The sequence below is a fragment of the Wolbachia endosymbiont of Drosophila aff. chauvacae BK-2020 genome (assembly GCF_032848195.1).
Taxonomy (GTDB): Bacteria; Pseudomonadota; Alphaproteobacteria; order Rickettsiales; family Anaplasmataceae; genus Wolbachia; species Wolbachia pipientis.
The window spans coordinates 670,889-693,067 of the sequence record NZ_CP136586.1; the positions used below are offsets into that span (position 1 = coordinate 670,889).

General features: G+C 34.5%; 19 protein-coding genes and 1 tRNA gene. 4 read left to right on the forward strand and 16 right to left on the reverse strand.

The window, feature by feature from the left end:
• From rplI to gltX, 5 genes are all read right to left on the reverse strand, one after another.
• A complete protein-coding gene (gene rplI / locus R0F62_RS03535; RefSeq protein WP_274979293.1) occupies positions 1–555 on the reverse strand; it encodes a 50S ribosomal protein L9 in 555 nt (184 codons plus the stop codon).
• A gap of 7 nt (positions 556–562) precedes the next feature.
• Positions 563–838 carry a 30S ribosomal protein S18 gene (gene rpsR / locus R0F62_RS03540; protein ID WP_007548890.1) on the reverse strand — a complete coding sequence of 92 codons (276 nt, stop codon included), beginning with the start codon at positions 836–838 and terminating at the stop codon, positions 563–565.
• Positions 838–1,611: a 30S ribosomal protein S6 gene (locus R0F62_RS03545; RefSeq protein WP_010082465.1), complete on the reverse strand. Its 774-nt coding sequence runs from the start codon at positions 1,609–1,611 to the stop codon at positions 838–840. The genes rpsR and R0F62_RS03545 overlap by 1 nt, the downstream gene beginning before the upstream one ends.
• A gap of 48 nt (positions 1,612–1,659) precedes the next feature.
• The gene (gene dnaE, locus R0F62_RS03550; protein ID WP_274979302.1) at positions 1,660–4,989 is read right to left on the reverse strand and encodes a DNA polymerase III subunit alpha; all 3,330 of its coding nucleotides are present in this window, start codon (positions 4,987–4,989) and stop codon (positions 1,660–1,662) included.
• 684 nt (positions 4,990–5,673) lie between these two features.
• The gene (gltX, locus tag R0F62_RS03555) at positions 5,674–6,996 is read right to left on the reverse strand and encodes a glutamate--tRNA ligase (RefSeq protein WP_010962828.1); all 1,323 of its coding nucleotides are present in this window, start codon (positions 6,994–6,996) and stop codon (positions 5,674–5,676) included.
• A 214-nt stretch (positions 6,997–7,210) separates the two neighbouring features.
• Here gltX and ligA point away from each other — a divergent pair, with 214 nt between their 5' ends.
• A complete protein-coding gene (gene ligA, locus R0F62_RS03560) occupies positions 7,211–9,199 on the forward strand; it encodes an NAD-dependent DNA ligase LigA (protein WP_274979363.1) in 1,989 nt (662 codons plus the stop codon).
• Between the two features lie 38 nt (positions 9,200–9,237).
• On the opposite strand, the gene dapA is transcribed toward ligA, so the two are convergent.
• The 10 genes from dapA to R0F62_RS03610 all read right to left on the reverse strand — a co-directional run bounded on the left by dapA (position 9,238) and on the right by R0F62_RS03610 (position 19,330).
• On the reverse strand, positions 9,238–10,119 hold the full coding sequence (dapA, locus tag R0F62_RS03565; protein ID WP_274979364.1) for a 4-hydroxy-tetrahydrodipicolinate synthase: 882 nt from the start codon (positions 10,117–10,119) through the stop codon (positions 9,238–9,240).
• Between the two features lie 9 nt (positions 10,120–10,128).
• Complete coding sequence (gene ssb, locus R0F62_RS03570) at positions 10,129–10,611, reverse strand: single-stranded DNA-binding protein (protein WP_010082448.1); 483 nt, start codon at positions 10,609–10,611, stop codon at positions 10,129–10,131.
• 67 nt (positions 10,612–10,678) lie between these two features.
• Positions 10,679–10,752 (reverse strand) — tRNA-Arg (locus tag R0F62_RS03575).
• Positions 10,753–10,765: 13 nt separating this feature from the next.
• A complete protein-coding gene (locus R0F62_RS03580; protein WP_274979365.1) occupies positions 10,766–11,581 on the reverse strand; it encodes a hypothetical protein in 816 nt (271 codons plus the stop codon).
• A 4-nt stretch (positions 11,582–11,585) separates the two neighbouring features.
• Positions 11,586–12,194, reverse strand: coding sequence for a hypothetical protein (locus R0F62_RS03585; RefSeq protein ID WP_010082450.1), 609 nt, complete (start codon positions 12,192–12,194; stop codon positions 11,586–11,588).
• A gap of 4 nt (positions 12,195–12,198) precedes the next feature.
• Positions 12,199–13,638 carry a hypothetical protein gene (locus tag R0F62_RS03590; RefSeq protein ID WP_316659834.1) on the reverse strand — a complete coding sequence of 480 codons (1,440 nt, stop codon included), beginning with the start codon at positions 13,636–13,638 and terminating at the stop codon, positions 12,199–12,201.
• Between the two features lie 361 nt (positions 13,639–13,999).
• Complete coding sequence (locus R0F62_RS03595; protein ID WP_274979367.1) at positions 14,000–15,745, reverse strand: type I secretion system permease/ATPase; 1,746 nt, start codon at positions 15,743–15,745, stop codon at positions 14,000–14,002.
• A 690-nt stretch (positions 15,746–16,435) separates the two neighbouring features.
• Positions 16,436–17,227 (reverse strand): prolipoprotein diacylglyceryl transferase, encoded by a 792-nt coding sequence (gene lgt / locus R0F62_RS03600; RefSeq protein ID WP_010962823.1) that lies wholly within the window; start codon positions 17,225–17,227, stop codon positions 16,436–16,438.
• Between the two features lie 6 nt (positions 17,228–17,233).
• Entirely contained in the window at positions 17,234–17,683 is a 450-nt protein-coding gene (gene smpB, locus R0F62_RS03605) for an SsrA-binding protein SmpB (protein ID WP_007548863.1), read from the reverse strand.
• Positions 17,684–17,803: 120 nt separating this feature from the next.
• Positions 17,804–19,330 (reverse strand): ankyrin repeat domain-containing protein, encoded by a 1,527-nt coding sequence (locus tag R0F62_RS03610; protein ID WP_317051322.1) that lies wholly within the window; start codon positions 19,328–19,330, stop codon positions 17,804–17,806.
• Positions 19,331–19,424: 94 nt separating this feature from the next.
• Between R0F62_RS03610 and R0F62_RS03615 the strand changes: the two genes are divergently transcribed.
• Both R0F62_RS03615 and R0F62_RS03620 read left to right on the forward strand, forming a co-directional pair.
• Positions 19,425–20,257 (forward strand): IS5-like element ISWpi1 family transposase gene (locus R0F62_RS03615; protein ID WP_317051323.1). Its coding sequence is split into 2 segments (ribosomal slippage): positions 19,425–19,794 and positions 19,794–20,257, totalling 834 coding nucleotides; the frame shifts between segments, so codons are not numbered across the junction.
• A 108-nt stretch (positions 20,258–20,365) separates the two neighbouring features.
• Complete coding sequence (locus tag R0F62_RS03620; protein WP_264707357.1) at positions 20,366–20,896, forward strand: Na+/H+ antiporter subunit E; 531 nt, start codon at positions 20,366–20,368, stop codon at positions 20,894–20,896.
• Here R0F62_RS03620 and R0F62_RS03625 read toward each other — a convergent pair.
• Entirely contained in the window at positions 20,889–21,305 is a 417-nt protein-coding gene (locus R0F62_RS03625; protein ID WP_010082489.1) for a hypothetical protein, read from the reverse strand. The genes R0F62_RS03620 and R0F62_RS03625 overlap by 8 nt on opposite strands.
• Before the next feature lie 304 nt (positions 21,306–21,609).
• Here R0F62_RS03625 and purN point away from each other — a divergent pair, with 304 nt between their 5' ends.
• Positions 21,610–22,170, forward strand: coding sequence for a phosphoribosylglycinamide formyltransferase (purN, locus tag R0F62_RS03630; RefSeq protein WP_010082490.1), 561 nt, complete (start codon positions 21,610–21,612; stop codon positions 22,168–22,170).
• Positions 22,171–22,179: the final 9 nt, after the last annotated feature.

The following is a 22,179-nucleotide window of genomic DNA, read 5'->3' on the forward strand; positions in this document are numbered from 1 at the left end:
TCAGCTATCATCACCATCAGTAGCTTCTTTATTCGCATCTTGCTCTGCCTCTTGTTGCTCAGACTTCTGATTTTGCAATTTTACTTGCCTTAGCTCATTTGCATCTGTTTCGGATTTCACGACGTATATAGTAATTGGTACTACTACTTCACTATGTAATTCTACGTTTACTTGGTATTCACCCAAGTTTTTGATGCTTACTCCACCAAAAGATAAACTACGGTGATCTATCACATGTCCTTCTTGTAGTAAAATTTTCGCAATTTCACGTGTTGTTACAGAACCAAAAATTTTACCATCCTCTGAAGCTTGCTTTATTAATACCACAAACTTATCATGTAGTGACAACGCAAGCTCTTTTGCTACATTTAATCTTTTTATATTCTCTTCTTCCAGTAATAAACGTTGCTCCTCTAGCTTTGTTAAATTTTCCTTGGTAGCTTTCACCGCTTTTCTTTGTGGAAAAAGAAAATTACGTGCATAACCTGGTTTAACTGTGACAACTTCACCAAGCTTACCTAAAGTCCTTATATTTTCCTTTAAAATTATCAACATAAATTACCTAAACTTTTTTAGTACAGTAAGGAATAAGAGCTAAAAAACGTGCCCTTATGATCGCTAAGCGTAACTTCCTTTGTTTTTTTGCACATACGCCTGTTAATCTTCTAGGTAATATCCTACCATAGTCAGAGGTAAACTTGGATAATAAATCTATATTCTTATAATCTATGTCTTCATCTTTAGACGCAGCAAGAGGGCAAACTTTAGAACGCCTAAAGCCAGTCCTATTATTTACAGATACGTAAGAATTATTAAAACTATTTCGTCTTTTCATCATTATGCGCTTTGCTCCTCAATTTGTTTATTCATCATATGAGATTTACCTTCAAAAATTTTATCAACCTGCACAGGAAAGTGGCGAATAACGTTCTCATTAAGTTTCATTCTACGCATAAATTCATCCAGAATGCTTGCAGTAGAACTTATGCACATTATACAATAATGACCGCTCTTCATTTTATTTTTGTGATATGCAAAATCCAAAAGACCCCAATGTTCATACTTGATTAATCCTGATGCTTCAATGTTTTTCAAAAGCATTTCCAACGCTTTGCTCGATTGAGTTGGACCGTTTATTCTAAAATCTTTCAAAATATCTTGAAAAATCTTTATTAGATGTTCTGAAATATTTCTCTTCAAAGCATTTACTGCGTTATGGATAAACGCACTTTTAGTACTGCCTCCTAGAAATTTTGTAAAATCTTGCGTTATTCCTAAATCTTTTAGGTCATCTTTCAACTCTTTATCGATTTTTGACTTCACTTCTTTCAAATTTGAAAGATCTTCTTCTAATTCAACCCATAAAATTTTTGTAAGATCTTCCAAGAAATCAGAGTAAGCAACTAGACTTTCTTTAATGTCCTCAGCACGCACTTCTAACTCTTGTTTTGTAAGCTTGTCATTTCCTTTTTTCAGAATATCCCTGATTTGCTGGAACATAATATCTGCTTTAATATTTTTCAATGAAACAGCTAGCTCTTGGACCATCTCCTCTACTTCTTGCTGTAACAATCCTTGTTGTGCTATAAAAGTAAATTCATAAAGATTCACTATATCTTCCTTTAATAACGATTAAATATTTCATTATATAAAGCTTTTTTATATAAGCAAGTTATTTGTATTAATTTCTACGCCTTTAATCCAGCTTAAATTAGATATTTCATAAATTACTTGAGGAGCAATTGAGTATGCACCTGGTAATAAGATGCTCACTTTATGTTTTTCGAGAAGAAGTTTTAGCATTATTTTGGTTCTGCCTTCATCTTTCAATATTGTGTTTAATTCCATAGCGGCTTTTTGCGAATCCGTGCACTCAGTGGTGAGAACTAATTCTTTTATTGTAGAAGTGACTCTTTTTGTAAACTCAGATATATCCTTGCCTGCTAATCTTGTTGTATTTTCCGAAGCTTCAAGATCAATTATCACAAATGTTCCTGGTGAAAATAAATCTCTTTTTTCTTCTATTATTTCATTATTATAGAATGCTATTTCAGAAACGTTATGGGGATCAGAAAGTGTGAGGATAACAAACCTTCCACGCTCTGAAGTTCTCATACGTGCATTTAATATTACCCCAGCAGTTTTTGCTGTTCTATTTTCTCCGATAAACCCAATATTTAACTTTTCCAGAAGAGTTCTAAATTTTTCAAGCGGATGATTAGTTAAATAAAATCCTAGTGAAAATAACTCATGTTCTAATTTTTCCTCTTCATCAAAATCTTCCACATTCTCAAGTTTCGGTTTGAGGACATCAAGACTACCAAACAAAGCAGTTTGACTTGATTCTCTATCCTGTTTGTTTTTATTTGCAAAGTAAATCAGCGTGTCCATTGACTCATATAGCTGCTTTCTGTTCTTATGCACGCTATCGAATGCTCCGGATTTAATCAGGCTTTCTAGCGCTCTCTTATTTATTATATGACCTGAATTTTGAATGAATTCCCATATGTCCTTACAAGCGCTTGAACGTACGTTCACTATTCCTTCCGCTATAGAAAAACCAACATTCCTCAAGGCAGCAATACCATAACGTATGCGTTCATCCTCTATTGAGAATTCAGCTTGAGACTTGTTTATATCAGGTGAAAGAACGGTAACGCCACTAAACTTTGCTGCATGATAAAATAAATTCAGTTTATCTCTATCATCAATATTCAGATTCATTAGTGCTGTAAAAAATTCTAATGGATAATTAGCTTTAAGGTAAGCCGTTTGATAAGATATCACCGCATATGCTGCAGCATGAGATTTATTGAACCCATAACCAGCAAATTTTGCAACAAGGTCAAAGATATAACTTGCCCTGTCGTAATCAACGCCATTCTTCGTTGCCCCTTGGATGAAAAGTTCACGTTGTTTATCCATCTCTTCCTTGATTTTCTTACCCATAGCACGTCTCAGCAAATCTGCTTCCGCTAAGCTATACCCGGAAAGAATACGGGCTATTTCCATCACTTGTTCTTGGTAAATTATTACCCCAAATGTCTCTTTTAATACTTCCTCAAGTAACGGATGAATATAATCTGGCTTTTCAAGTCCGTGTTTTCTTGCAACATAAGTTGGAATGTTATCCATAGGTCCTGGACGATAAAGGGAAATTAAAGCGATAATATCTTCAATGCAGTCCGGTTTTAGTTTAATTAAAGCTTCTCTCATTCCCGAACTTTCAAGCTGAAACACTCCAATTGAATCACCGCTTGAGAGTATCTCATAGGTTTTTTGGTCATTTAAAGGAACTGAAGAAATATCAATCTTTTTTCCATCACGATTAATTAAACGACATACATGATCTATTAGCGTTAGCGTACCAAGCCCAAGAAAATCAAATTTTATTAGCCCAGCTTTCTCCACATATTTCATGCTGTATTGAGTGATTGGCAAAGCCGAATTTGGATCATAGTACACAGGAACAAAATTTTCCAACTTTTGATCACATATTACAATTCCAGCAGCATGAGTTGAAACGTGACGATATATTCCTTCGAGCCTTAGCGATATATCAAGAAGCTTTGCAATTACCTCATCACTATCCCGCTCTTTCTGCAGGTTTTGATCAAACTCTATCGCTTGTGATAAAGTTACAGGATTTACTGGATTAAATGGAACCATTTTAGATATTTTATCCACTTGAGAGTAAGGCATTTGCAATACTCTACCAACATCACGCAATACTGCCCTTGCCTGCAATTTACCAAAAGTGATTATTTGAGCAACATAACCGTACTTTTTCTGAACATAATCAATAACCAGGTCCCTTTTCTCTTGGCAGAAATCGATATCAAAGTCAGGCATCGATACACGATCAGGATTCAAAAATCTTTCAAATATTAGGCCAAACTTTATTGGATCAAGGTCTGTAATCTGCAAGCCCCAAGCAACAATTGATCCAGCACCAGAGCCTCTTCCTGGACCAACTGGAATGCCATTTGCTTTGCTCCAACGAATGAAATCAGAAACTATCAAAAAGTAGCCAGCGTAGTTCATCGAAGTTATCACACTCAGTTCGTAATTCAGCCGATCGTAGTATTGTTTAAGGTCTATGTCTGTCTCATTCGCAATACGGAATTCTAATCCTGCAACTGCCTGCTCCCTCAGTTCTTCATTCTCAGTTTTATTTTCTCGACAAGGAAATTTAGGCAAAATAGGCTGCCTGCTTCTTGGCATGTAAGAGCACCGCTTAGCTATCACTAAAGTGTTATGAATTGCTTCGGGAATGTCGCTGAACAGCTCCTCCATTTCTACCACAGACTTGAAGTAATGCTCGGTAGTTAACTTCTTTCTGTTATTCTCCAGGGCATAACTCCCCTCCGATATACACGTTAATATATCATAAGCCTCATAGTCAGACCTATTTGGAAAAAACACATCGTTCGTTGCAACTAGTGGTATATTGCGCTGATAAGCAAAGTCTATCAAAGCTTCTTCAAGCTCTAGCTCTTTATTCAGCCCATGACGCTGCAATTCAACATATAAATGACCATTAAATGCTGAAAGCAGTTTTTCAACCGTTTCTTTATCTTGCCCCAACAATAGTTGAGCCAAACATCCACCGGTTAAAGCGATCAGACCCGTACTTAAATTCAATAGCTCATCAAAATCAACGTAAGGAATATCGCTGTTATTCTTGCGCTTTCTAAAAGACTCACTCACCAAAGTGACTAAATTAGTGTACCCTTGCTCATTTTTTGCAAGCAATAATATAGGTAAATTTTGTTCTGAATGTTTAACTATAATATTGCATCCTATTATTAGCTGTATTCCCCTACTTGCCGCATATTCTGCAAATTCAAGTGAGCCAAACAAGTTACCTGAATCAGTAATTGCAACCGCTGGCATTTTATTTCGCAAACAAAGGCCGATCAGCTCCTCAATTTTAACCGAGCTTTCAAGCAGCGAATAAACACTATGAACACGCAAGTGTATGAACATAAAAAACTTTAGATCAACAAAAAAGGATAACATTAATTTACTCATGAGAACATAATTTTCATGAGAACAAAAGCCTATAAAATTCTAAAATTAAAATACAAAAACTTACTTGACAAACTCCGCCAGCTCCCTTATCATGATAGTGAAGCTATTGTATTTGCTTTCGCCAATCTGCAGATTAAAAGGTAAGGATTACTTAATGTATCGGCGTCTTATGTTCAATTTTTTGCAGTATATAGATACTGTATGTCTTTACAAAACTTCATCTACATCTAGATTTTTATCTAAATAAGCTGAACGCGCTTATAAAGCGTTACAAGACATCAAAAAATGCCAATACTCGACAGAGATAGTAAAAGACTAGCTAACTCGGGGATTCTTTGTCTTTTTTTCTGCTTAGTAAATTTCTTAAACATTTGCAGCGTAAGTTAGTTGCAATTAAAAGCGGCTGAATCTCGCTTGTCAAGCGTTTAAAACATAAAAAACGCCAATATTTTAAAGCGGATAATAACCACGGGGCTTCTTTTGCCTTTTTTTTCGTTTGGTGAATTTCTTAATGTTTATGGCTAAACGACAACCGTCATCCCGCTGCTTGTTAGCGGGATCTCTTGTTAGCGGCTGAGAGATACCGCGAATGAATCGCGGTATGACGTAGGGATTGCATTAGCTATAATTCTTTAGTTTTCACTTTTCTTTTAACCTTGCAATGATATTTTCTTTGCCGATAAAAATTAATAGTTTAGCGAGCTCTGGTCCTGTTTCTGTTCCTGTTAAAGCTGAACGCAACTGCGTAAATAGGTTTTTTGCCTTTATATCCACTGTTTGTCGAATAGTTTTGACCCATTCTGACAACGTGTTTTCATTACAATCACCTTGGGGCAATGCATTGAACGCAATTTTTATAAGCTCCTTATCAAGAATCACAGGCTCTATATCAGATTTGCATATTTTCCACCACTTGGCCACCTCAGAAAACCTTTCTATATTGTTCCTTATAAAATACCAAAACTCTGAGGAGCCCACTCCAATTTGATTTAAACGGTCTTGCACCATTTCAAATAGCATTTGTTGCAGCACTTTGCTATTTAGCTTATACATTTCACTCAAGCTGAATTGTGCAGATGCTGAGCTAAATTTTTTAATGTCAAATGAATCAATCAAAGATTGCATACAGGCGCAAGCTTCAATTGGATTGGATGTTCCAAGCTTCACTAAATAACTAACTAGTGCCATCGGTTCAATTTCATCTTCTTTTATAGATTTGATATCCAGCCCGCCTTTCCGTTTCGATATCTTGCTATCATCAAAATGTAGCAAAGGCAGGTGAGCAAATGTAGGGATTTTCGCTTTTAATGCTTTAATCATTTGGATTTGCACTGCGGTATTAGTTACATGATCTTCCCCGCGTACAATATGAGTTACATTAAAGTCAACATCATCAGTAACAGAAGGTAACATGTATGTGTAAATTCCATCTTCTCTTTTTACCACAGGGTCGCTGACGCTACTGGTTGCAATATTTATTTCACCTTTAACTTCATCATTCCATTTTACAACTTCATTTCTATCCAATTTAAATCTAAAATGTGGTCTTCGTCCTTCTTGCTCATAACGAATTTTCTCTTGCTCAGTTAGAAGTAACGCGCTTCTGTCATATACCGGGGGAAATCCTTGTTTTAACTGCAATTTTCGTTTAATGTCTAACTCTTCTCTTGTTTCATAGCATGCATAAATATGCCCTTCTTTTATTAACTGCAAAAACACCTCATTGTAACGCTCAAAGCGCTCTGATTGCTTAAAACTTGCATCCCAATCTATGCCAATCCATTTTAGGTCTTCTATGATATCATTTATATATTTGACATCTGAACGCTGAAGGTCAGTATCATCAAAACGGAGTAAAAATTTTCCGTTTTGATTGCGTGTGTACATCCAACAAACCAAGGCAGTTCGTACGTTTCCTACGTGGAGGTAGCCAGTTGGGCTTGGAGCGAATCTTGTTAGCATTTAAATAGCAATATTGTTTACTCTAATTTATTTTAATTTTATATAAATATATGGCTAGAGCAAGCGAGATCTGCTAATACAATTGAGCAAGAGAAGAATAAGTATGGCTATAGCATTGTGGCACCTTTGATATTTGATGGATTAAGACCATATGATAAATTCAAGAAAATTCACAGCTTGACGACAAAGGCTAATGTAGCATTATATTGGTATCATGACTAACTTAGAAAAGATGAGAGAAAAACTGCAAGATCAAATAAATTATCATAATGTTTTGTATCACCAAAAAAATAAGCCAGAAATAAGTGATGCTGAATATGATGAACTGAAGAAAAAGTTAGCTGAAATAGAGCCAGAAATTTATGCAACACAAGATAGTGTTGGTGCTCCACCTGATGAGAGGTTTTCTAAGGTGGAACATCAAGAACCTATGCTTTCCCTTGAGAATGCTTATGATGAACAAGGTGTAGAGAAATTTTTGTCTAAAATAAAGAGGTTTTTAATTGAGGACAAAATAGAGATATTATGTGAACCAAAAATTGATGGGTTGTCGTTTTCTGCAATTTATGAGGATGGAAGATTTGTTAAAGCTGCAACTCGAGGTGATGGTTTTGTAGGGGAAGATGTCACTCACAATGTTGCAACAATAAAAGGCTTTCCTAAGTTTTTGCAAGGTGTGCAAGGAAGACTAGAAGTAAGAGGTGAAATATACATCAGTAACAGCGACTTTTTAAAGTTAAATGAAAACGATGAATTTGCCAATCCTCGAAATGCAGCCGCTGGTTCTCTAAAGCAATTGGATGCAAACATTACAGCAAGCAGACCTCTTAGATATTTTGCTTATTCTTTGATTGGTGGAGCAGAGAAAAGTCAAAGTGAGGTACTAAATAAGCTTGAGGCACTTGGTTTTTGCGTAAATGAGCATCAGTCCTTAACGAGTAGTTTAGATGGAATGCTGAAGTTCTATAATGAAGTCTATAACTGTCGCTATAACTTGGATTATGATATTGATGGAATAGTCTATAAAGTAAATGATTTGGTACTACAAAATCGTCTAGGGAATACTCACAAAGCACCGCGCTCAGCACTTGCATACAAGTTTTCTGCGGTTTATGCAAAAACAAAGTTAAACAAGATATTTATACAGGTGGGCAGAACAGGGGTTTTAACTCCAGTTGCAGATTTAGTGCCAGTCAATGTTGGTGGGGTGCTAGTTAGTAGAGCAAGTCTGCATAACCAAGATGAGATAAAACGTAAAGACATAAGAGAGGGAGATATTGTAACAATCAAAAGGGCAGGTGATGTAATTCCCCAGATCGTTGAAGTAAGCAGAGATTCTCGTCTTCCAAATACACCTGAATTTGTGTTTCCTGAAGTATGCCCTGAATGTGGTAGTAAAGTAGGTCAGGTTGAGGGAGAGGCAGCAGTAAGATGTCCTGAGGAATTTGCCTGTAAAGCTCAAATGATAGAAAAACTAAAGCATTTTGTATCGAAAGATGCATTTGACATTGTTGGCCTTGGTGATAAGCAGATAGAGTTTTTTTACGACCTTGGTCTGATAAAACAAATCCATGATATTTTTACTTTAGAAGAAAGATTGGATGAATTTAATCTGGAAGAACAGTCTGGTTGGGGCGAGAAATCTATAGCTAATTTGTTAAATTCTATACAAAGCAGAAGGGTAATAACTCTAGATAGGTTTATATTTTCTTTAGGTATTAGATTTATTGGCCAAGTTGCAGCAGAATTGCTTGCAGATTATTATGTTTCTTATAATAACTGGTATAATTCGATGATTGAACTGTCATTAGATAATACTGAGCTAGTAGGTATAGATGGCATAGGAAAAAAAGGGGCTGAATCTTTGGAATCATTTTTTTCTAAGGAACATAACATCAAAATGTTAAATGATCTTACTGCTTGTCTTCAAATTCTTCCTGTGAGCTCCAACTCTAGTAACTCTGTTTTAAATAATAAAATTATAGTGTTTACTGGTAAGCTACTTGCTATGAGTAGAGGAGAGGCAAAAGTAAGAGCCAAAACTCTGGGAGCAAAGGTCAGCTCACATCTTTCTGCTAAAACTGACTACCTAATTGCAGGAGAAAAACCAGGATCCAAATATAAAAAGGCAGTGGAATTAGGTGTAGAAATTTTAGATGAAGACCAGTGGCATAAAGTGATAAGTTTGGGAGTGTTCAAATGAAACTTGGATTGTATATTAAATCAAAGTTGCAAGACTATTTAGAGAGTAGCCAATTCTTTCCATCCAAGAATCATTTTATTGACTTGCCTCAATTTTTCAACAGAAGGCAAGTCTTCTGTGCTGAGCGGTAGGCGGACAGTTTGATGTTCTATGAGCCGAATATCATGCAAAAGTGCTTTAGTGGGTATTGGGTTGCTGGCAATAAATAGGGCTTCGCAAGCCTGTTGCCAGATATCTGCCTGAGGGTTCCTGCCATTGAGGCACTTCTTAACATATTCATGTGCTACATATGGCCAAACATTGGAAGCAACGGAAACCAGGCCAGCCGCACCATAAGCGGCCATATCGGATATCATATTATCATCTCCACAAAAGACCTCAATATTTGGTGCAACTTTCTTATACTGAGCTAAAGTATCAACAGTGCCACTTGAATCTTTGATAGCCCAAAATTTTTCGTGGCTGGATAAGTTGCGTACAGTTTCAGCGTGAAGATTTATTCCTGCTCTTGATGGAATATTGTAAAACATAACCGGCACATGTGCTTTCTCAAGCAGCTTTTCAAACCATAAAGTCTGCCCCATAATTCCGGGCTTTGCATAAATGGGAGTTGTCATTAGATAGCCATGAATAGGCATACCCTTGCAAAAATCAAGCCATTCAAGAGTCTGATATAGATTCACTCCTGGTACGCCAATTATAATTTTCGTATTTAATTTTAGCTTACATACGAATTCAACTAATGTACGCTTTTCAGAATCAGTAAGCGATAGGCTCTCACCTGTGCTACCCAGCAACACTACGCCATTTTCAGCTTTAACTTGCATTGTCAGTAAACGCTGCAAACTGCTATAATCTATACTATCTCCATTGCAATTAAAAGGAGTAACACAAGCAGTCCATAAAAATGTAGATTTCAATTTAAATTGTTAAAATGGTATTTCATCGTCGAGTAGTTCATCTTTTATATCGTTGTCAAAACTTTCGTGTTTATCTTTTTGTTCTGTTTCACCTTGTTTGTATTCACTTGGCTTGTAATCAGAATTTGGCGCACTATTTCGTGAATCCAAGAGAGTAAGAGCGCTATTAAAATTATATAGAACCACCTCTGTTGTGTATCTTTCACCACCGTTTTGGTCAGTCCATTTTCTAGTTCTCAAAGAACCTTCAACATAAACTTTACTGCCTTTACGTGCAAAATCTTTGACGATTTTTACTAATCCTTCACTAAAAATTACGATATTATGCCACTCTGTCTTTTCAGAGCGCATACCGGAAAGTTTGTCAGTCCAACTTTCAGACGTGGCTATTGAAAAACTTGCCATTTCTTTTCCATTTTGTGTAGTCCTAATTTCAGGATCTTTTCCTAAATTACCAACTAGTATGACTTTGTTTATGGTACCACCAGACATAATTATGCTCTAAATAAATCCTTTTATTATCTTATGTGAAAATACTATTGTCAAATTTAATTAAAAGTGCGCTTGGAGGGATTCGAACCCACGGCCTTTGCCTCCGGAGGGCAACGCTCTATCCAACTGAGCTACAAGCGCATATATATTTAAGTTATTTAATAGATAAGCCATCCAAGTCAAATTTTTGTTTTGGATAAAGCGTAAACATAATACTCCCATATCCAAAATATACATTTTGAGAATCATTCGCATGCTTTTTTATTGCTTTTTGATCTACGGTCCATACAAAAGTTACATAATTTTCAGTGACTGAGTGCACTTTTAAATCCTTAGTATTTATAAACAGTTTTCCATTTACCCATATTTTCCATGTATCGGGAGAAAGATATAAAATTGAGTCTAAACTCACTACCTTACTGTTGAAATTATCTGATACCTCCTCTTTTGCAGCTCTTGAAGATCGTAAATTGAACTTTTCCATTTCATTGACCATTCTATTAACTGGCTCTTCATCAAAAAAAATGCTTTTTACGTTACTATATTGTGACAAAACGTCAAAGTCACTTTCCACTGCTTCTCTTATTATATCGTCCCGATCTGTATAGCTTAGTTTTTGATTGTTGATAAAGAAACACTCTTTTGCACGCAAATTTGCTATATCAATAAAATCGTCGATTTCTTGATTGCCAACTTTAAGAATACTTTCAAAATATCTTTTTTCTATCATCATTCCATACTGAGAATGATGACAAACCATTTCATCATTACCTTGTTTTTCTATATATACGCATAAATTTCCACTATTTAATCCTAATATTTTATGCTCAATAAAATCTTCATTGCCAATATATTGTCGGCAAGAATACTCCTTACAAATTTCTATGCTTTCTATGATATCTTCACAACTGCAATATGCATTAACATTGGAAATGAGTAGCGTAAAAATAAAAAACAGCTTTATGTTCATCACCTTATCTACTTAATATAGTATACCAATCAAAGACTATATTAGCTCTCACTATCTCTATCATATTACCATTCAAAATCTGATTCATAGTTGCAGCATCAATATTTCTCTGCTTATTTAAAATAAGAGATTTGATCATAACATAACCTGGCAGATTTGGAATAGACTGTAGAAATAAAAAAATATGCTTATCGCTGATTGAGCTTAAATTTAGGATCACTTCACTTTTTATTACTTTTGTGCGTTCACTTTTGTTGTGGAGCTCAACTTCTTCGGGTATAGAAATTGATATTTCAGGTTCTAATATATAGTACTTTTTATATAACTTGCTAAGCTCGAAATTTAAATTTGCAATGTATCTGCTACTATGTAAATTTGAAGAGGAAATTTTTTTCCATAAATCTAGGTTTTTATTTAGAACAACTTCCTTTTTTTGAATTCCAGTAATCTGTAAATTAATAGAACGTATTTTATCAATCGCAATTTGGTTTTTATTATAAATCTTTTCGTTATAGATAACAACATATGTTAATAACCCTATTAATCCAACAGATAATAACAAATACGATATAAACTGAATTGTAGCTTTTCTTTTTAATTGAGAGATAGTCATTAATCTACATTGCCTCTCCTATTTCAACATCAATAGATAGATTTTGCTCTTTAGCAGCAGGTAAGCTAGAAATATTAATGTCATAGGTACGAAAATTATCGTTTAAATTTTTTCGTAGTTTCTCGTATTGATGAGAAATATTTTTACCGGATTGAAAATTAAACTTTAAAGTTGTGGTAATATAACTTTTTGCCTCATTATAATTCCATTCAAATGATCGAAGCTCTATACTTGGTATTTTTAACTTTTCTACATACTTAACTTGTGTAAGAGGAGAGTATTCTATTTTTGATAAAATATTATTGATATTAATAAAATCATAAATTTCATCTATTTTTTTTACATTATAGCTTTGGCTAAGTTTTGTTAATTGGTTATTTAAGGTGTTCTGCTTTGCTGATAAATTATCAGCGACATTGAAATTTGAATACAAATTTAGCAAACAAAGGGTGTTTGTTATAACTAAAACCAGGGCGAAGTATAGAAAAATTCGAGGAGAGTTTAAATAAAGGTAATTGAATAGATAAAATTCTTTAGTTTCCTTTGTATTAAAAATAGCTGCTAATTTATTCTTAAAGCTATGAAACAAAATTATGGTATCGCAAAAGTTATCTTTTTCACTTATAGCTAGTTCTGCTCCTAATAGTTTGCCTAACTCATATGGAGTTAATATGTTCACACTGTTCTCTGAAAAATTTATGACTGATAAACTAGCTTTGATATCTTCTGACACTATGATACAAAGGTCGATAGGGTTATTTTTTTCAAACCCAAACTTAGTTAAGGATCGAATAGTATCTTGCACTTCCTGATATATTCCACCAGCGATAATTCCTGGTAAATTATCATTAGTAAATGATGTTAAGCGCGTAAATACCATTTTATTCTCTTTAAGAACCACTTGTCTATAGCCTCCCGTTTTAGTTGCAGCAACTATAATTTTCCAATTATTAGGATCTTTATGTAGAATCTTTTTTGTTATATTACTTATTTCTATAGGAAACATTAATATTCCCTTAAAGTTGGAGCCTATCTCAATCAACACATTCAACCAATATTCTACTAAATGCTTTGCTTTTGATGAAACAAGAAGATAGCACCAGTTTTGATTGAATTTGTTTGGCTTCTCAACCCAAAAAACTGAACTTATGTCATTATTACGAGAAAAATGCTCCATCTTTGTTTTTGCTGATAGATAGGCACTAATCTTGTTTGCCCTTGTAATAAACTGTAGCGAGTAATTTTGATCTGCATGATTAAGCACCAGGTATAAAGGTGCTTTTTTATCTGACGAAAGACATGAAATTAAATCGGAAACTGCTTTATCGTTTTTGCCCTTAACAAAATACCTTTTATTTAAAGTATTATTTTTAAAATATAGTAACATTATGCCTTCTTCTCCAATAGAAAGCATAAACTTACTTTTGGATTTTGAACTAAACATATTAACAAAGCATATACTTATCTAGAATTAAAAAGGCAATTTATTGAAATTCATTAAACGTTAGAGGGAAATATTGTTATAAATTTTCGCAGCAACATTATTTATATTATAATTTTTTTATAAAATTACCACTAATATTAAGTTATTTAGATAATAAATTAAGAAAATTCATTAAGACGAATTTGTTGTTTTTCAAATTGTAGGTAAACCTAAGCCACTTTAGCTATATCTGCCGATTGACTTTAATTAATAAGAGTTATTAATCTATTTACTATTCTTGTAATATTATTTCTAATGGTAAAGAAATATATATTTTTCTGGAACAGTTGTTATTTCAGATACAGAATTTATTGTAAGTAAACTAACCATTTGCTGAAGAGCGCTCATCTTCTGTGGTACTTGATGATGGAGCAACTAATTTGCTCAAAATCCCATCTTTTGGTCCCATAGCGTAAATGATACCATCTGACATGAGGATCACCTTATCAACTACGGACAATAACGGTAGCTTGTGAGTGATGATAACAGTAGTAGTATTTTGTTTTCTTGCAATGCCAATTGCATTAATTAAGCATGCCTCTCCATTGCTATCTAAGTTAGCGTTTGGTTCATCAAGTACTAAAAGTTTTGTGTGACCATAAAAAGCTCTGGCAAGTCCAAGAAGCTGTTTTTGGCCGCCAGAGAGCGTTACTCCTCCAGGACCTCCTATTGTTGTATCATATCCATTTGGTAAGCTTAGTATTAGTTCATGTATTCCTGCAATTTTTGCTGCTTTGATTATTTCTTCAGGATTTGGATCTGGTCTCATGCGAGCAATATTAGCTTTGACACTAGTGTTAAATAACTCAATATCCTGAGGTAAGTAGCCAACATAATTACCAAAATTTTCTCGATTCCAAGTATATACATCAGCGCCATCTAGTCTGACTACACCAGATATTGGCTTCCATACACCAACAGTTAATTTTGCGATAGTGGATTTACCAGAAGCACTTGCACCAATAACACCAACTACATCTCCAGGATCTATAATGAATGATATTCCTTTTACTGTCGGCTTATTGCTTCCATAAGGAGTAAAAAATACTCTATCAAATTCCAATTTTCCTTCAGGTTCTGGTAGAGCCATCGTTTGCTCTCTTTTTGGCGATGTTAATATAAGTCTTTGTAGCCTTCCATATGACATTCTAGCCTGATTTAAAAACTTCCAAGTATGAACCGCAGCGTCAAATGGTGCTAATACTCTACCCATTAAAATTGAAGCAGCGATGATGCTACCGGCAGTCTTATGAGCTGTGATTGCAAGTAATGCACCTGTTCCAATTACTGATATTTGCAGAGTTGAGCGCAAAAATTTAGTGATTCCAGTAATTACATTAGAGCGATTTTGTGCTTTAATTTGCATTGCTCGGTTCTGATCATTTCGTTTACACCAATCAGAGACTATGAATTCTGACATGCCCATAGCTTCAACCACTTCTGCATTTCTTGTTGCAACATCTATAGCATTGATATTCCGTATAGTTTCTTCGTTGGTTTCTTGTAATATTCGTTTAGTGGCAAGTTCATTCCATATTGCCATAGAGACTAATATAATAATTCCAGTAATAGCTATAAACCCCGTGGAGGTATGTATCATGAAAATCACCACAAGGTAAATTAACGACCATGGAGTATCAAACAGTGAGAATATACCATTTCCTGTAATGAAATTTTTTATCACTCCGAGATCTCGTATTGCTTCACCACTTGAAGTTGAGCTCTGCACTGACGTTAGCCTGATTGACCTTACTATCAGATCTGGTGTTGCAGTTTTATCGATCCAATCACCTATTTTTGCCATGGCTAAATATCGACAAGTTTCAAGCATTGCAGAACATGCAAATGCAGATAAAGTGATAATTGTCAGCATAGTTAGTGTTGATACACTTTCGCTCGATATCACCCGATCAAGCACTTGAGAGGTATAAAGTGGTAGGAATAACATTAATAAATTGATTCCCGCACTAAACCAAAAGATAAACCAAAATGCACTTTTGCATTTTTCTAGGCAAACATATAGAGTACTTTGCTTCAATTCTTTTTTTATTGATGGCGTAATTTCCACAATCTTCCTCTTAATTTGATTACATGCACCATATACAATTTTTATTACAAAAATATTAATAACGGTAGTTAGCTTACTTTAAGTGAGTAAAATATTAATATATGTGAATAGGAAATATAAACAATGGTAAAAAGAAGTATAGTTAATATTTCCTTCATTGCCTATAGCGAAGCTACGTCATACCGCGATTCATTCCATAGCTGTACGAACATTCATTTTTGAAGGTAAACTGCACAGCAAATGGTGTCATGAAAGTAGCTGACACTGGGATGGCTTTGTTGCATCGCTACTTATGAAAGGCTAACTATAATTAGGATTATAAGCAACTTATTGAAAATCTTGTTTTTTTGCAATCAATCTGATCAAATTTAAGAATAGTAATTTGTTATTTATATTAATAAATTTAATTCTATTGAAAATAGCTAAAGCATTGAAATTCTTGAATTTTAGCCAGATTAGTGAGTGGTAGTGAAATTTCTTTTACTCAAATTTAGGTATTCACTGACCGTTCTTGTTATAAATACCAGAATAATAAGCTACTGATATTCTCCACCTTTTTTATCTTTAATCCATCATAGCTAGCGATGCAACAAAGCCCACCGATTCATTCTACTGCAACGCAGAAAATTCGTACAATTGTGCATAATGTGGGGCTTCTGGCTACATTTTTCTATTGAACTCACCTTTTCTCTATGTGACAGATTTCGTATTAAATTTTAAATTTAATGCGCCTAGATATACAAGCATTCCTAGCAAAACCATAGGTATAGAAAGCAACTGCCCCATAGTTAAATCAAGCCACAAATAGCCAATTTGATAGTCTGGTTCGCGAAAAAACTCAACGAAAAAACGTGCTATTCCATACCACATAACTGCAATACCAGTTAACGCACCGTGATACAGTCTTATTCTAGTTAAGAAAAACAGTGAATTTGCAACTGCAAAAAGTAGCAGTCCTTCAAAAAGTGCCTCATAAAGCTGGCTTGGATGATGCAGCAAATTATCACCACTCTCTGGAAATACCATACCCCATGGCATAGTTGTAACTCTGCCAAATAACTCTCCGTTTATAAAATTGCCTATGCGACCTAAAAATAAACCTATGGGAACTCCGCAAGAAACTAGGTCCAGTGCATAAAATGTAGGGATATTATGTCTTTTACACGAAATTATTACTGCAAGCAAAACTCCTATAGCACCACCATGAAATGACATCCCTCCTTCCCAGGTCTTCAATATCTCAATAGGGTTGCTTATATAAAGAACTGGATCATATATCAATACGTAGCCAAGTCTACCTCCAAGGATAATACCTACAATAGTGGCTGTTAATAACGAATCGTAAAAATTCTTAGTAAATATTTTTTGGTCATCTAGCTTATGTAAATACCAATATGCAAACACTATACCCAAAACGTAGGCTAAGGAATACCAATATATAGAAACAGGACCGATGCTGAAAATTACTGGATTTAAAGACATATTTTGCTATAAATTATTCTTAGACAATCTACTTTTTTCACGATCCCACTCTCTCTGTTTTATGGTTGCTCTCTTATCGTAGAGTTTTTTTCCTTTTACAATGGCAATTTTAGTTTTTGCAAATCCTTTATCGTTAAAATAGACCGAAAGCGGCACAACAGTTATCCCAGCAGTCTTGATTTGACCAATTAGTTTATTTATCTCCTTTTTATGCAAGAGTAATTTACGTTCCCTTTTTGGTTTATGATTTTTTCGGTTCGCAGCTTTATATTCTGCAATATGCATATTGTGCAGCCATACTTCGCTATTCTTTTCAACAACGTAGGCGTCGGAAATATTTACTTTTCTTTCTCTCAGCGATTTAACTTCACTGCTTAATAAGACCATACCCGCTTCAAATTCTTCTAAGATGAAATATTCAAACCTTGCTTTCCTATTTTCTGCAATAACTTCCATATCTAAAGATATCTTTAAGCTTCAATATATTACAGAGTTTTTGACTTAATTCATAATAAAACAGTTATCCCAATAAATATAAGGTGCCAGGCTAGTCTGATAGCAACAGGATAACAAAAATCAAGTAAGTGCTTTTTCTGTCTCTCTAGGCACAGGTTCCTTTACTTCTTTCATTTCAGGTTTAGGCTTTGACATTATATATTGACCAGCACCAACTATGAGCGCAGATCCTGCAGCTAGTCCAATTATTGCTGGTACAGATAGGGCAGTAGCAAATGCAAGTGCAACACCAACTATCACTGCAGTTACAAAACACACAATAACACCTTTTACAATTGCATTTTTTGCAGATTGTTCTTTTTCTTTCACAATTGCATTTTTTCCAATTTGTTTTTCTTCCTTTTTCTCTGGAAGCTGCATTACATCTTTATTTTCAGTAAGATCCTTTGGCGTTTTTTTATTCTCATTTTTTAACGTTTGCTTTTTTTCCGCTTCCTCTAAAAGCTGAATTATACCTTGATCTTTAGTGAGGTCTCTTGGCGTTTTTCCATCAACATCTTTTAATGAAGGGTCTGCTCCAGCTTCTAGCAGAACTTTTACTATACCTTCGTGGCCATTTTTAGCAGCAAGATGTAAAGGTGTACATCTATCATCATCTTCTGCATTAACATTTACTTTGTTTGCAATTAGAGTTTCTACTACATCCTTATGGCCCTTTGCAGCAGCAAGATGTAAAGGAGTCTTGTCCTCAATACCTTCTGCATTAACATCTGCTTTCTCAACTAGAATTTTTACTACTTCTATGTGGTTCTTTGCAGCAGCAATATGTAAAGGAGTATATCTTTTATTATTTTGTGCATTAACCGTTGCTCCTTTTGCGATTAGAATGTCTACTACATCTTTATGGCTCCCTCTGGCTGCAAGATGTAAAGGAGTCTCGTCCACAATACCTTCTGCATTAACATTTGCTCCTTTTTCAATTAGAGTTTCTACTATATCTTCGCGGCCATTTGCAGCAGCAAGATGTAAAGGAGTCCACCCATCACTATTTTTTGCATCAACGTTGATTCCTTCTGCTTTTGATAGAACTTGTACTATCTCTTTGTGGCCATTTGTAATAGCAAGATGTAAAGGAGCCCATCCTTTATCATTTTCTGCATTAACATTTGCTCCTTTTCCAATTAGAGTGTTTACTACATTTTCGTGGTTCTTTTCAACAGCAAAATGTAAAGAAGTCCATCCATCACCATTTTTTGCATCAACAATTGCTCCTTTTCCAGTTAGAATGGTTACTACATCTTCGTGGCCATAGTGAGCAGCAATATGTAAAGGAGTAATTTTATTATCATGTTCTGCATTAATATCTGCCCCGTTTTCAATCAGAGCTTTTGCTACATTTGCACAGTTCCAATAAGAAGCAAGATGTAACAATTTGACTTCCTTAGAATTTTGACCACGAGATATAGTAAATATGTAATTTATGCCAGATCCACTATCGTTGTCAGGGTTACTCTTTTCCCACTCTTGACATAAATCTGGATCTTCTTCTTGTAACTTAGCTTTTATTTTTTCAACTATATTGTCCTTGCTCAAATCTGAAAGGTCATTTATTTTTTTTAATATTTCCATAAATTTGTCATATTTCATAACTTCCTCACTTAAAATACATAACTTAGTTGTTAGAGGTTGTCCGGAAACAAGTAAAAGGCTATAATATCTGAAATTTTAGTACGGGGTAAAGATGAGAAAAAAGTATCCAACAGATCTAAGCGAAAGGGAATGGGCAAGAATAGAAAAACACTTCAGAGTATCATACAAGAAAGGAGGAAGGCCGCCAAAGTATAGCAAAAGAGAAATATTAGAAGCAATTTTCTATGTATTGCGTACAGGGTGTCAATGGTGGTATTTACCAAATGATTTTCCGCTATGGAAGACTGTGTATGAGCAGTTCAGGCAATGGAAGAAGCAGGGAATTTTTGAGAAAATGAATTATGAAATTACAAAATATAGTAGAAGAAAAATAGGAAGGAATGAGCAGCCGAGTGCCTGTATAGTAGATAGTCAATCTGTAAAGACTACAGAAAAGGGGGGATCAAAGGCTATGATGGAAGTAAAAAAGTAAAGGGTAGAAAAAGGCATATAATTACAGACACTCAGGGTTTTATACTAGGTTGTTACGTAGGCGCTGCTAACGAAAATGATAGAGATGGTATGAAAATAGCATTAAACAATATGAGAACAAAATATACTAAAGTTAAAAAAATGTGGGCTGACATGGGATACCAAGGAAGAAATTTAAAGAATCACATAAAGGAAGAATATGACATAGATATTGAAATTGTTAAAAGGCCTCCATGTAGATTTTGGGTGCACAAAGATACGCCACCTGAGCTACTACCAACAAGAGAACAAGGGTTTAAAGTACAGCCAAGAAGATGGGTTGTAGAAAGGACTTTTGCTTGGGTTAATAGGAATAGAAGGCTATCGAAGGAGTATGATTTACTCACAACATCCACTGAGAATTTCATATACCTAGCTATGAGTAGGGTTATGTTAAAGAGGGAATATGCTTGAATTTACTAGTTTCCGGACAACCTCTTATATCTTTTAACATAGAAGTCAAGAACCTAAATATTCGTTATTATCTTTCCTTAAAGAGTCATTTAAGTTATATTACAGACTATGAAAAACCTCAACTTTAGGAAGGAAATCAAGTTTTTTTCTCTGTCATTTATAATTTTATTTGTTCTATGGACTGTATTGTCTGGTTATTTTGAGCCGTTTTTTATTTTTTGTGGAGTGTTTTCCTCTATATTCACATCGTTTATCTTTAGAAGGTTGATAAGCGCTGAAAGAGCTCTTAGCCAGATTTTAAATAGTACGAGTAGACTGTCGTTTTATAAGTTAGTAAGTTATATACCATGGTTAATGTACCAAATCATTTTATCAAGTGTTTATGTAACAAAAAAGGTGCTACAACTCAAATCTAAGCTTGAGCCAATCATTATTCTAAGAAAATGCAAAGGGCATAATGATGAAAGCATTGCGTTATTTGCCAATTCAGTCACAATCACTCCCGGAACTTTAACTATCAATGTTGAAAGTAAGCAGAAAACATATTTCTCTACCATGTATTTGATAGATAAAGATCTTGAAAGCGGCATTTCTGAAATAGAAAATAAAATCTTAAAAATACTACGTTCAGTTAAGTAATTGCTTTAAATAAGTTAACAGCATCCTTATATTCCCTTACAAGACTTTCAAGCATTTCTTTTGGAAGGCTATTGTTAACAATAGAACATAAATAATTATACAAATCTTCTAACCTTAATACGTTATTTCTCTTCTTGCTGTTGAATTTATACGGAAAAATACCTTCCATAACTTCAATAGTAGTAGCCTTGTTTAAAAATACATTTTCACTTGTCACGCTTATTCTTGCTAAAACAGTGTTAATTTCAGGTTCGTCACTCGTATAAAAATCTGATAGCTGAGTTATTCTAATAACGTACAAAGTTACTATTTTTGACAAGCAATTATCAGCATATTCACAATTTTTTATTACCTCCCACTGAGTAACCTGAGATTTACCTATTTTTGCATTGTTCGGTAATTTACTCATTGAACTTTCTCCATTTAATCCAGTGTAATAAATTATACTAATACTTTGTTAAATAAATAATAACGCGATTACAAAAATATATACTTATAGTAGTATATTATACAAAAATAGCACAATATCTAAGCATTAAAGCTAGTTTTAGCTGGGTACATGGGGCTATTCGTTATTTTGTGTTGTCCAGTGAGGTCCAAAATTAGAGGTCCACTTATATAAAGAGTTTAGTCTGCCTTCTTTGCTATAAAATAAGTTTTCCTTTTGAGCTGTTTTGTTAGTATTAACTAAATTCTAAACTAACTGTGCTATAATGAAAAAGATAAAACTCGGAATACTAATTTCAGGTAGGGGGTCGAATATGCAGGCCTTAATAGAAGCATGTCAAGATCAGAATTTTTCCGCAGAAGTTGCATGTGTTATCACAAATAATAGCGAAGCTGCTGGTCTGAAAATAGCAGAGCAAGCAGGAATCTCAGCGTTTATTGTTAAAGATAAACCGCTTGATGCTGGTAAAATTCACGAAATACTTGTTCAACATAAGGTTGATTTAATTTGCCTTGCAGGGTTTATGAGAATTCTCAAAGCTGATTTTCTGAGTAAATGGCATAACAAGGTGATAAATATTCATCCCTCTTTACTTCCGTCTTTTAAAGGCCTAAACGCTCAAGAGCAAGCTCTAAAAGCAGGTGTAAAAATTACAGGTTGTACTGTACATTATGTCACTCCTGAAGTTGATGCTGGAGCCATAATTGCTCAAGTTGTTGTACCAGTGTTACCAGCTGATGATATTCAAAGCCTCTCAGAACGCATTCTAGCTGAGGAGCATAAGTGTTATGTAGAAGCAGTAAGGTCAATAGCAGAAGATATATGACTGTAATAA

Excerpts from the sequence above, each read along its gene's own strand:
- rplI (WP_274979293.1), bottom strand. The coding sequence starts at position 555 with ATGTTGATAATTTTAAAGGAAAATATAAGGACTTTAGGTAAGCTTGGT.
- rpsR (WP_007548890.1), bottom strand. The coding sequence starts at position 838 with ATGATGAAAAGACGAAATAGTTTTAATAATTCTTACGTATCTGTAAAT.
- dnaE (WP_274979302.1), bottom strand. The coding sequence starts at position 4,989 with ATGTTCATACACTTGCGTGTTCATAGTGTTTATTCGCTGCTTGAAAGC.
- gltX (WP_010962828.1), bottom strand. The coding sequence starts at position 6,996 with ATGCTAACAAGATTCGCTCCAAGCCCAACTGGCTACCTCCACGTAGGA.
- ligA (WP_274979363.1), top strand. The coding sequence starts at position 7,211 with ATGACTAACTTAGAAAAGATGAGAGAAAAACTGCAAGATCAAATAAAT.
- ssb (WP_010082448.1), bottom strand. The coding sequence starts at position 10,611 with ATGTCTGGTGGTACCATAAACAAAGTCATACTAGTTGGTAATTTAGGA.
- R0F62_RS03580 (WP_274979365.1), bottom strand. The coding sequence starts at position 11,581 with ATGAACATAAAGCTGTTTTTTATTTTTACGCTACTCATTTCCAATGTT.
- R0F62_RS03585 (WP_010082450.1), bottom strand. The coding sequence starts at position 12,194 with ATGACTATCTCTCAATTAAAAAGAAAAGCTACAATTCAGTTTATATCG.
- R0F62_RS03590 (WP_316659834.1), bottom strand. The coding sequence starts at position 13,638 with ATGTTTAGTTCAAAATCCAAAAGTAAGTTTATGCTTTCTATTGGAGAA.
- lgt (WP_010962823.1), bottom strand. The coding sequence starts at position 17,227 with ATGTCTTTAAATCCAGTAATTTTCAGCATCGGTCCTGTTTCTATATAT.
- smpB (WP_007548863.1), bottom strand. The coding sequence starts at position 17,683 with ATGGAAGTTATTGCAGAAAATAGGAAAGCAAGGTTTGAATATTTCATC.
- R0F62_RS03610 (WP_317051322.1), bottom strand. The coding sequence starts at position 19,330 with ATGAAATATGACAAATTTATGGAAATATTAAAAAAAATAAATGACCTT.
- R0F62_RS03620 (WP_264707357.1), top strand. The coding sequence starts at position 20,366 with ATGAAAAACCTCAACTTTAGGAAGGAAATCAAGTTTTTTTCTCTGTCA.
- R0F62_RS03625 (WP_010082489.1), bottom strand. The coding sequence starts at position 21,305 with ATGAGTAAATTACCGAACAATGCAAAAATAGGTAAATCTCAGGTTACT.
- purN (WP_010082490.1), top strand. The coding sequence starts at position 21,610 with ATGAAAAAGATAAAACTCGGAATACTAATTTCAGGTAGGGGGTCGAAT.